At 66.5% G+C, this 9615-nt stretch carries 10 protein-coding genes; 9 read left to right on the top strand and 1 reads right to left on the bottom strand.

The annotated features are described in order from the left end of the window. The 7 genes from GSQ95_RS24010 to GSQ95_RS23980 form a co-directional block, all read left to right on the top strand. The coding region (locus GSQ95_RS24010; RefSeq protein WP_158973940.1) for an urea carboxylase-associated family protein at window positions 1–410 on the top strand (410 nt) is incomplete at its 5' end. A gap of 10 nt (window positions 411–420) precedes the next feature. After that, on the top strand, window positions 421–1062 hold the full coding sequence (locus tag GSQ95_RS24005; RefSeq protein ID WP_158897082.1) for an urea carboxylase-associated family protein: 642 nt from the start codon (window positions 421–423) through the stop codon (window positions 1060–1062). 3 nt (window positions 1063–1065) lie between these two features. Beyond that, window positions 1066–1719, top strand: a complete 654-nt coding sequence (locus tag GSQ95_RS24000) for an amino acid ABC transporter permease (protein WP_218580225.1) — start codon at window positions 1066–1068, stop codon at window positions 1717–1719. Next, window positions 1719–2378: an amino acid ABC transporter permease gene (locus GSQ95_RS23995; RefSeq protein WP_158897083.1), complete on the top strand. Its 660-nt coding sequence runs from the start codon at window positions 1719–1721 to the stop codon at window positions 2376–2378. Before GSQ95_RS24000 ends, GSQ95_RS23995 begins: the two co-directional genes overlap by 1 nt. Before the next feature lie 19 nt (window positions 2379–2397). Beyond that, window positions 2398–3081, top strand: a complete 684-nt coding sequence (locus GSQ95_RS23990; RefSeq protein ID WP_158897084.1) for a DUF1989 domain-containing protein — start codon at window positions 2398–2400, stop codon at window positions 3079–3081. Window positions 3082–3328: 247 nt separating this feature from the next. Continuing rightward, window positions 3329–4567, top strand: coding sequence for an OprD family porin (locus GSQ95_RS23985; RefSeq protein ID WP_158897085.1), 1239 nt, complete (start codon window positions 3329–3331; stop codon window positions 4565–4567). Between the two features lie 59 nt (window positions 4568–4626). After that, window positions 4627–6219 (top strand): argininosuccinate lyase, encoded by a 1593-nt coding sequence (locus GSQ95_RS23980; RefSeq protein ID WP_158897086.1) that lies wholly within the window; start codon window positions 4627–4629, stop codon window positions 6217–6219. A gap of 4 nt (window positions 6220–6223) precedes the next feature. On the opposite strand, the gene GSQ95_RS23975 is transcribed toward GSQ95_RS23980, so the two are convergent. Continuing rightward, on the bottom strand, window positions 6224–7477 hold the full coding sequence (locus tag GSQ95_RS23975; RefSeq protein WP_158897087.1) for a cation:dicarboxylate symporter family transporter: 1254 nt from the start codon (window positions 7475–7477) through the stop codon (window positions 6224–6226). Between the two features lie 100 nt (window positions 7478–7577). On the opposite strand from GSQ95_RS23975, the gene GSQ95_RS23970 reads away from it, so the two are divergent. Both GSQ95_RS23970 and GSQ95_RS23965 read left to right on the top strand, forming a co-directional pair. After that, window positions 7578–8528, top strand: a complete 951-nt coding sequence (locus tag GSQ95_RS23970) for a LysR family transcriptional regulator (RefSeq protein ID WP_158897088.1) — start codon at window positions 7578–7580, stop codon at window positions 8526–8528. A gap of 278 nt (window positions 8529–8806) precedes the next feature. Further along, the gene (locus GSQ95_RS23965) at window positions 8807–9565 is read left to right on the top strand and encodes an enoyl-CoA hydratase/isomerase family protein (RefSeq protein ID WP_158897089.1); all 759 of its coding nucleotides are present in this window, start codon (window positions 8807–8809) and stop codon (window positions 9563–9565) included. The last annotated feature ends 50 nt before the right edge of the window (window positions 9566–9615 follow it).

The raw sequence follows: 9615 nt of genomic DNA, 5'->3' as shown, positions 1-9615 counted from the left end.
GCCTCTACTCCACCGCCGACGAGCCGCTGCTGGAGGTGATCGCCGACACCATCGGCGTCCACGATGCCAACGTGCCGGCTTGCGATCCGACCCGCTTCAGCGTGGATTTCGGCGTGGACGGCCACCGCAACTGCCTGGACAACCTGCACGAAGGCCTGGCCGGCTACGGCCTGCTGGCGGTCAACGTGCCGGAGCCCTTCAACCTGTTCCAGAACGGACCGGTAACCGCCGACGGCCGCATGCAGGTCACCGACCCCAGGAGCAAGGCAGGCGATCACGTGGTGTTCCGGGCACTCAAGGACCTGGTCTGCGCCGTGTCCTCCTGTCCGCAGGACATCATTCCGGGCAATGGCCTGCACGTGACGCCCATCGATATCCGCATCGCCGACACCGCCCCCACTCCCGCCTGAGGACCGCCCCATGCTGTTGATGAAAGAACACCTCGACGAACGCGCGCCGCTGCCCATGCAGCGGTTCAAGATCCGCGCGGGAAGCGCCGGTTCGATCGCCGTGAAGCGGGGTCAGTTGCTGCGCATCGAAGCCCTGGACGCCGGTGTGGTGGCCAGCCTGTTCGGCTTCAGCGAGGAGGATCCCCTGGTGCATCTCTCGGTCCATCACACCCGGGTTTTCAGCAACTCCTATGTCCTCGGCTCGGGCATGCGGCTGGTGAACAACCGGCGGCGCCCGGTGATGGTCCTGGGCCAGGACAGCCTGGGCACCCACGACCTGCTGCTGCCCGCCTCCACCAGCGCCTTCCTGCGCAGCCGCGGCTATGCGCAGACCGGCTGCGTCGAAGCGGTACAGGCCGAGCTCGCGCGGCTGGGTCGGCGCCAGCCCAAGCTTCCGGACCCCATCAACCTGTTCATGCATATCGTGCTGGAACGCGATGGCAGCCTGCATCCCCAGCCGAACCGGACCAGGGTGGGCGACCGGATCACCTGCCGCGTGGTGCAGGACATGCTCTTCGTCGTCTCGACCTGCTGCACCGGCATTCCCGGCAACGATCAGGTCGGCGCCGTGGCGCTCGCGGTCGCGGAAAGCCTGAGCGACTTCCCGGAGTAAGCCGTGCTGGAACAGATGCTCAAGATCCTGCCGGAGCTGGGGCCCGGATTGCTGGTCACGCTGGAGCTGACCCTAGCCGCGGCGCTGCTCAGCTTCAGCGTCGGTCACCTCATCTGGTGGCTGCGACAACACCAGGCCTGGCTGCCCAGCCGGCTGGGACGCCTGTACATCAGCCTGATGCGCGGAACGCCCTCCATCGTCCAGCTGTTCCTGGTGTTCTTCTCGCTGCCGCTGCTCGGCCTGGGCGGCAAACCGCTGCTGGCCGCGGTGCTCGCGCTCGGCCTGAACAGCGCCGCCTATACCGCGGAGATCCTGCGGGGAAGCTATCGCAACCTGGCCAGCGGCCAGACCGAGGCGTCCCTGGCGCTGGGACTCTCCCGCCTGCAGTGCTGGCGTCACGTCCTGGCGCCCCAGGCGCTGCGCAGCAGCCTGCCGGCGCTGGTCAACGAATTCACGCTGATCGTCAAGACCACGCCCCTGGCGTCCGTGATCGCCGTGACCGAGCTGACCTACGCCGGACAGCTGATCATCGCCCGCACCTACGAGGCCGGCCCGGTGATGCTGCCGGTCGTCGCCGGCTATCTGCTGGTGTGCTGGCCGATCCTGCTGCTCGCACGGCGCCTGGAAGGGCGTTTCGCCACCGCGAGGAACGCCTGATGGATCTGGGCATCATCCTGACCTACGCCCCGTCCTTGCTTGCCGGCCTGGTCTACACCCTGCAGCTTTCCCTGATCACGGTGCTGCCCGCCCTGCTCCTGGCCGCCCTGCTGGCCTGGATCCGGCTGCGCGGCCGCCAGCCACTGCTGCAGATGCTGGCGCGCGGCTACACCGACCTCATCCTGGGCCTGCCGCTGCTGGTGCTGATCTATGGGCTCTTCTTCATCCTGCCGGAATACGGCCTCACCCTGTCCTCGCCCCTGGTGGGGGTGACGGCCCTGACCCTGTACTACGGTCCCTATCTGGCCCAGGTGCTGCGCGCCGCCTTCGCGGCCATTCCGCCCGGGCAATTCGAGGCCTGCAGCGCCCTGGGCATGTCGCGCTGGCAGAGCTTTCGCCATATCGCCCTGGCCCAGGCGCTCCCCGTGGCCCTGCCGCCGGCGACCGGCCTGTTCATCGGTCTGCTGAAGGATTCGGCGCTGCTGTCGGTGGTTTCGGTCGAGGAGTTCATGTACGCGGCCAAGCAGGCCATTTCGGAAAGCTACGCCCCCCTGGAAATCTATCTGGCGGTCGCCCTGAGCTACTGGCTGGTCACGCTCGCCATCGATGCGGCCGCCGGCGCCTGGGAGCGCCGCCTTACCCGCCATCGCATCCACTAGTCACCCACGAGGTTCATCCATGTCCCATCCCGTCGCTTCCATCGTCGTACCCGCCGGTCACGGCAAGGCCGTCCGCCTGCGCGCCGGCCAAAGCGTTCAGGTCATCAATACCCACGGTACCCAGGTCGTCGACTGCTGGGCCTGGAATGCCTATGACCTCAACGAATACATGTGCATGGAGGCCACCCGGGTCTATACCCAGCACCTCAATCCCGTGGTCGGCGACAGCTTCGTCACCAGCGAGCGCCACCCGATCCTGACCGTGGTCGAAGACACCTCTCCGGGGGTCCACGATACCTTCATGGCGGCCTGCGACCGCCGTCGCTACGAATTGCTCGGGTGCAGCCACTACCACCGGAACTGCACCGACAACCTGGTCGAGGGCATGCTGGAACTGGGTGTCACACCGCCCCGGCGTACCCTCGCCTCCTTCAATATCTTCATGAACATCCGGGTACAGCCGGACAACATCCACCTGGACACCCTGCCCACGGTGACCCGCCCGGGTGACTTCATCACCCTGCGCGCGGAAATGGATTGCTTCGTCGCCTTCTCGGCCTGCCCCCAGGATATCGTCAGCATCCAGGGGGAAGGCGACAACACTCCCAAGGACGCCGAGCTGCGCATCCTCGACGACGCCTATCCCCATATGCCGCTCCGGGGTCCCTGGGTGCCCGCCCACGTGGCGGCACGCTCGGGCTGAGCCGCGCTGGCCTGGCGTCACCGCGGGAGACGCCAGGCCCCGCCAGCATCCTGGTGGGCTACGTCTAGTAGGCGATCAATCAGGCTGACCGAGAACTACGCGCGCTGACCATATCCTTAAAGTATCAAGTACCGACTTTTCATATATTTTTAATCTTTCAGCAAAGTCCTTAAGGTTCCCGTTGCGAGCGGCCACCGCCACACGATGAAACGCGCCCAATAACAATAACGCGTCAAGGAATCTCACCATGCGCATGTCACCGCTAGCTCTTGGGGTCAGTACCGCCGCCCTCGCCTCCTTTCTACCCTCCGATGCCTTCGCCGAGTTCCTTGCCGACAGCAAGGCCGACCTGGAACTGCGCAACTTCTACTTCAACGGCGACTATCGCCAGTCGGGCGCCCGGCAATCCAAGCGGGAGGAATGGGCCCAGGGCTTCATTCTCAACTACGAATCCGGCTTTACCGAGGGGCCGGTGGGCGTTGGCGTCGATGCCCTGGGCATGCTCGGCCTCAAGCTGGATTCGGGCTCGGACCGGCAGAACACCGGCCTGCTGCCGGTGGGCGACCGGCGAGCGCCCGACGACTACAGCAAGCTCGGGCTGACCGGCAAGGTGCGGGTGTCCAGGAGCACCCTGAAGGTCGGCACCCTGATCCCTCGGCTGCAGACCATCCGCAGCAGCAACTCCCGCCTGTTGCCGCAGACCTTCCAGGGCGCCCAACTGGTGTCGAAGGAACTGGACAACCTGACCTTCAACGCCGGGCGGCTGACCCAGAACCGGGTTCGCAACGACAGCGCCAACGAGGACATGACCGTAGCGGGCAGCGGTATCAGGGGCGGCCGCGCGTCCGACCAGTTCGACTTCGCCGGCCTGAGCTACAAATGGAGCCAGCAGCTCACCACGGTCTACGACTACGGTCACCTCGACCAGAACTACGAACAGCATATGTTCAACGTGCTGCACGTCCTGCCGCTCGGCAAGGGCCAGTCACTGGAGACGGATCTGCGCTATGCCCGCTCGCGCAAGGATGGCGGCAGCAACGTCGACAACGATGCCTATGGCGCCAAGTTCACCTACAACCTGGGTCATCATGCCTTCGGCGCCGCCTACCAGCAGATGCACGGCGAGACCGGCTTTCCCCATCTCAACGGCACCGATTCGTACCTGGTCAACTACGTGATGCTGTCGCCGGATTTCGCCAATCCGGGCGAGCGCTCCTGGCAGGTGCGCTACGACTACGACTTCGCCGCCTGGGGCCTCCCGGGCCTGGCCTTCATGACGCGCTATCTCAGGGGCGACCATTTCGACGGACCCGGCGGTGTCGCCGGTCAGGAGTGGGAGCGCGATACCGAGCTGGAATACACCTTCCAGACCGGCGCGCTGAAGAACTTCAAGGTGCGTTGGCGCAATGGCAGCTACCGCAGCCATAACGATACCGAGCTCGACCAGAACCGCCTGATCCTCAGCTACACCCTGCCCCTGCTCTGACCCCACGGCCGGCTGCGGACCGCGCCGGCCTCGATCCCATCCCGACAGGATTTTCCTCCATGCCCGCTACCCCGCGTTTGCTGCCGCTCGCCCTGCTAGTCGCCCTGGCTGCCAGTACCCCGGCACTGGCCGCCAATACCGCTGACGCCCCTTGCAAGACCACCGCCGAGTGCAAGGCCGAGGTCGCCAGGATCGGCGGCACCGTGACCCACGGAGGCACCCGCGCCGGCGGCGTCGAAGACCAGTTCGACGGGCTGAACCGCATCAACAAGGCCTCCATCGTGATGCTGACCGAGGAAGGCATCGTTACCCCGGAAATGGGGCGCAAGATCGCCAGCGGGGTCGAATTCGCCATCGACCAGGGGGGGCAGCCGGACGGCAAGCGACCCACCGACATCCTCCAGCTGGAAAAGATCATGACCGACAGGATCGGTCCGGAAGCCTCGCTGATCCACTCGGGCCGCAGTCGCCAGGACATCTATGCCACCTACCGCCTGGCCTCCCTGCGTGGCCAGGTGCTGGCCTACAGCGACGCCGTGAACGCGACCCGTCAGCGTCTGCTGACCCTCGCCGCCGCCAACGTCGATACCCTGGTGCCGGCCTATACCAACGGCGTCCAGGCGATGCCGATCTCCTACGCCCACTATCTGCTCGCCTACGCCGATTCCTTCGCCCGCGACGCCCAGCGCATCGCCCAGCTCTATCAGCGCCTCAACCTCAGCCCGATGGGCACCGCCGTGCTGGCCAATTCCGCCTATCCGCTGAACCGCGAGCGTCTCGCCGCCCTGCTCGGCTTCGATGGGGTGCGGCAGAATTCGCTGGATTCCAGCCAGGTCTCCACCTACGACATCCCCATCGAGGCGGCCGACATCGCCGCCTCCTCGGCGATCCGACTGGGGGCGATGATCGGCGACATCCATACCCAGTACCACCAGATCCGCCCCTGGCTGCTGCTGGAGGAAGGCTCCACCTACACCAGCAGCGCCATGCCGCAGAAGCGCAATCCCGGTCTGCTGATGCGCACCCGGGAAGCCGCCTCGGACACCATCGGCCTGGCGCAGACCATCACCCTGCGCGCGCACAACGTGACCACCGGCATGACGGACTACAAGTTCGCCTTCGATGACCTGAATTTCTATGACTCGGCCATCGGCATGTTCACCAGCATGGACCGCGTGCTCGACGCCCTGAAGGTCAATCCGCAGCGCGCACTGGAAGAGCTGGAGAACGAATGGACCACCTCGATGGAGCTGGCCGACACCCTGGAACGGGCGCACAAGGTGCCCTTCCGCATCGGCCACAGCTTCGCCTCGCTGATCGTCACCGAGGCCCGCAACGAAGGCTACACGCCCAAGACCTTCCCCTTCGCCAAGGCCCGGCAGCTCTACACCCAGGCCGCTGAAAAGTATCAGTGGAAGGAAACCAGCCTGCCGCTGCAGGAGGCCGAATTCCGCAATGCCCTCTCGCCGACCAACATGGTCAAGACCCGGGTCGGCACCGGCGGTCCGCAACCGGCCGAGGTGCAGCGCATGCTCGGCGAGGCGAAGCAGGCCCTGCAGACCGATGTCGACTGGACCAAGGCCCGGCGTCAGCGGTTGGCCGAGGCCGACACCGGGCTCGATCAGGCCTTTGCCAAGCTGCTCAAGCCGTGATCGCCTAGCGCCGTCCACGGGCGAGCGCCGCCGCCAGCTGCGGCCGGTCCAGCGTCCCCTGCCAGCGCGCCAGCGCCAGGCAGGCGACGCTGTTACCCAGCACATTGGTGAGCGAGCGGCACTTCATCAGCCGCTCGACGCCCAGCAACAGGCCGACCGCCTCCACCGGCACGAAATGCAGGATCGACAGGGTCGCCGCCAGGGTGAGGAAGGCCGAGCCGGCGACGCTGGTGGAGCCCAGGGTGGTGATCAGGCCGACGAGCAGGAAGCTCGCCAACTGCGCGGCCGACAGCTCGATCCCGGCGAACTGGGTGAGGAACAGCAGCGCCACGGCGATATAGAGATTCGAGCCTGCCAGGTTGAAGGTGTAGCCGGTGGTTAGCGACAACCGCACCAGCTCCGTCGGACAACCGGCGCGTTCGAGGCGGCCGATCAGCAGGGGCAAGGCCGCGACCGAGGAACCGGTCACCGCCACCAGCAGCAACTCGTGCCTCAGCCAGAGGATCAGGCGCAACAGGGAAAAGCCACAGAGCCGCGCCACCAGCCCCAGCACGCCGCCGATGAAACACAGGGCGGCCAGATAGACCGCGAGCAGAAACTTCAACAGCGGCCACAGGGAGGCGCCGCCATAACGGGAAACGGTAAAGGCCATGGCCGCAAAGGCGGCGAGGGGCGCCAGGCGGAGGAACAGGCGCAGCAGCCGCAGCATGAATCCCAGGGCCCGCTCGACCCCGGCAAGCCAGGCTGCGCCACGCTCACCCAGGGCACGCAGGATGAGTCCCAGGGCGATGGCCAGGCACAGCAGCGGCAATATGGCGCTCTGGGTAAAGGCGCCCAGCAGGGTACCTGGCAGACTGTCGAGCAGACCTGGCATCGACGAGGGAGCAGCCGGCAACAGGGGGTCAGCCGGTTCGGCACTGCCCCAGTTGATCGATATCGGGCCAGGCGCGACGGCGCTGCCGGGATGGATCACCAGACCGACGATCAGACCGACCAGCAGGGACAGCAGGGACATCACCTGAAAGTACAGCACCATGCGCGCCGCCATGGCGCCGACGCCCCGGCCCAGGCGGGCAATGGCCGACACGATCAGCGCGAACATCAGCAGAGGGATGGCCAGACCCAGGGTGCGCAGGAACAGATCGCTCAAGGGCTTCATGGCCGCGGCCAGCTCGGGACGCCAGAGACCGAGCAGCAGCCCGCTGGCGAGGGCCACGCCTATCTGCACACTGCCGTTGCGAGCGATCCGCGCGATCATCCGGATTCCTGTCGTTATTATTGTGCGTGGCGCCTGACACCTTGCGCCCCATCCTAACCGATCGGTCATCCAGACCGGCGTCAGCGAGGTCAGCGAGCGAATGGAATTGCGGCATCTGAGGTACTTCGTCACGGTGGCCGAGGAGCAGCATTTCACCCGCGCCGCCGCGCGCCTGCACATGCAGCAGCCGCCGCTCAGCCAGCAGATCAGGGCCCTGGAAGACGAACTCGGCTTCGCCCTCTTCCTACGTCACCCCAAAGGGGTCGTGCTGACCGCCGGCGGCGCGGCCTTCCTGCAGGAAGCCCGGGACATCCTGGCCCGGGTCGGCCAGGGCGCGCATCGCGCGGCACGGGTCGCCAAGGGCATCGACGGCACCCTGACGCTGGGTTTCACCAGTTCGGCGGCTGCCCATGCGCTGATCCCCCGCGTCATCCGCGCCTACCGGGAGCGCTACCCGGACGTGGAAATCGTCATCGCCGAGGACAACGCCCAGGGCCTCACCCAGCGGGTGGCGGAAGGCCGCCTGGACCTCGGCATCCTGCGCGCCCCGGTCAGCGCGCCGGAAGGCGTCACCTATCACCGCCTGCTCAACGAGGCGATGCTGCTCGCCTTGCCAAGTAATCATCGACTCCTCACGGGGATTGGCGCAGCGGCGCTGGACAGCCTGGCGCAACGCGGACTGCCACTGGCGGCGCTGGCCGAAGAAGCCTTCATCCTGGTGCGCAAACCCGGCGCGCCGGGCATGTATGCCAAGCTGCTGGACGCCTGTCGCCATGCCGGCTTCGAACCCAGGGTCGCCTTCGAAGTCGATCGCATGCTCACCAACCTGAGCCTGGTGGCGGCCGGCGCCGGCATCTCCGCGGTACCGGCGTCCATGACCGAGCTGCACAGGTCCAGCATCTGCTACTGCCCCATCCTGGACGCCCGCCCTAGGCTGGCCGCCCCGATCACCCTGGCCTGCCGTACCTTCAATCCCTCGCCCGCCCTGCAGAACTTCATCGTCCTGGCCCGGCACCTGGCGGGCAGACCACAGCGGCGGGCGCGGGGCTGACCCCAGGCATCCGCCCAGGGCCAGGACCCCCTGGGCTCGTCCAGCCGCCACCGTCCCCTACCCGCCCAAACAAGCAGCCGCCTGCGCAGGCGGCCCTGAATTCTCTTGCTGCCTGTACGCCGTCCAGGCAACGGGCTGGCCTTTGCCCGCGTCGATTCAACGGCTTCTCCAGCGGTCTGTCGCCGAGCCGTCGGCGCCCGCGATCGCGACTTGACAGTCTCGCGATAAAAGATAAAGGTAAATCTCCTTTAAATAACTTTTATCGAATGGAGATAAAAATGAGCGATATCCTGATCGATATCCAGGGCGCCGTTGCCGTCATCACGCTCAATCGGCCCGCCAAGCTCAACGCCTGGACCACCCCCATGCGCAACGAGATCATCGACGCGCTCCAGCGCTTCGAGGCGGACGACGCCATCCGCGCCATCATCATGACCGGTGCCGGTGACCGGGCCTTCTCCGCTGGCCAGGACCTCTCCGAAGCCCATGACTTCGACGGCGAGCGCGCCGTCGCCTGGGTGGGTGAATGGCAGCGCTACTACGCCGCCCTGCGCGGGCTGTCCAAGCCGCTAGTGATGGCCTTGAACGGCACCGCGGCGGGTTCCGCCTTCCAGGTGGCCCTGCTGGGTGACATCCGGGTCGGTCATTCCGGCGTGCGCATGGGGCAACCCGAGATCAATGCCGGGATCGCCAGCACCACCGGCCCCTGGATCATGAACAGCATGCTCGGCATGTCCCGCACCATCGAACTGACCCTGACCGGCCGGCTCATGGACGCCGAAGAATGCCACCGCATCGGCCTGATCCATCACCTCGTCCCGGCCGCCGAGGTATTCGCCAAGGCCCTGGAAATCGCCGAAGCCCTGGCGGCGAAACCGCCGGTGGCCATGCGCCTGGACAAGCAGCGTTTCCGCGAGATGACCGAAGCCGGCTTCCAGGACAGCATCGAGGCGGGCACCCGCATCCAGCGCGAGGCCTACGAATCCGGCGAACCCGCCCGGATGATGGAAGCCTTCTTCCAGCAACGCGCCAAGTAAGAGCGCGGCCGCCCCTGACCGGGAGCGCCACCCTCCGCGCCTCGCCCACG

The sequence above is a fragment of the Pseudomonas sp. BAV 4579 genome (genome assembly GCF_009765395.1).
In the GTDB taxonomy this organism is placed as follows: domain Bacteria; phylum Pseudomonadota; class Gammaproteobacteria; order Pseudomonadales; family Pseudomonadaceae; genus Chryseomonas; species Chryseomonas aestiva.
This window is presented reverse-complemented; position numbering and strand designations above follow the sequence as displayed.

Excerpts from the sequence above, each read along its gene's own strand:
- GSQ95_RS23985 (WP_158897085.1), top strand. The coding sequence starts at position 3,329 with ATGCGCATGTCACCGCTAGCTCTTGGGGTCAGTACCGCCGCCCTCGCC.
- GSQ95_RS23990 (WP_158897084.1), top strand. The coding sequence starts at position 2,398 with ATGTCCCATCCCGTCGCTTCCATCGTCGTACCCGCCGGTCACGGCAAG.
- GSQ95_RS23970 (WP_158897088.1), top strand. The coding sequence starts at position 7,578 with ATGGAATTGCGGCATCTGAGGTACTTCGTCACGGTGGCCGAGGAGCAG.
- GSQ95_RS23995 (WP_158897083.1), top strand. The coding sequence starts at position 1,719 with ATGGATCTGGGCATCATCCTGACCTACGCCCCGTCCTTGCTTGCCGGC.
- GSQ95_RS24005 (WP_158897082.1), top strand. The coding sequence starts at position 421 with ATGCTGTTGATGAAAGAACACCTCGACGAACGCGCGCCGCTGCCCATG.
- GSQ95_RS23965 (WP_158897089.1), top strand. The coding sequence starts at position 8,807 with ATGAGCGATATCCTGATCGATATCCAGGGCGCCGTTGCCGTCATCACG.
- GSQ95_RS23975 (WP_158897087.1), bottom strand. The coding sequence starts at position 7,477 with ATGATCGCGCGGATCGCTCGCAACGGCAGTGTGCAGATAGGCGTGGCC.
- GSQ95_RS23980 (WP_158897086.1), top strand. The coding sequence starts at position 4,627 with ATGCCCGCTACCCCGCGTTTGCTGCCGCTCGCCCTGCTAGTCGCCCTG.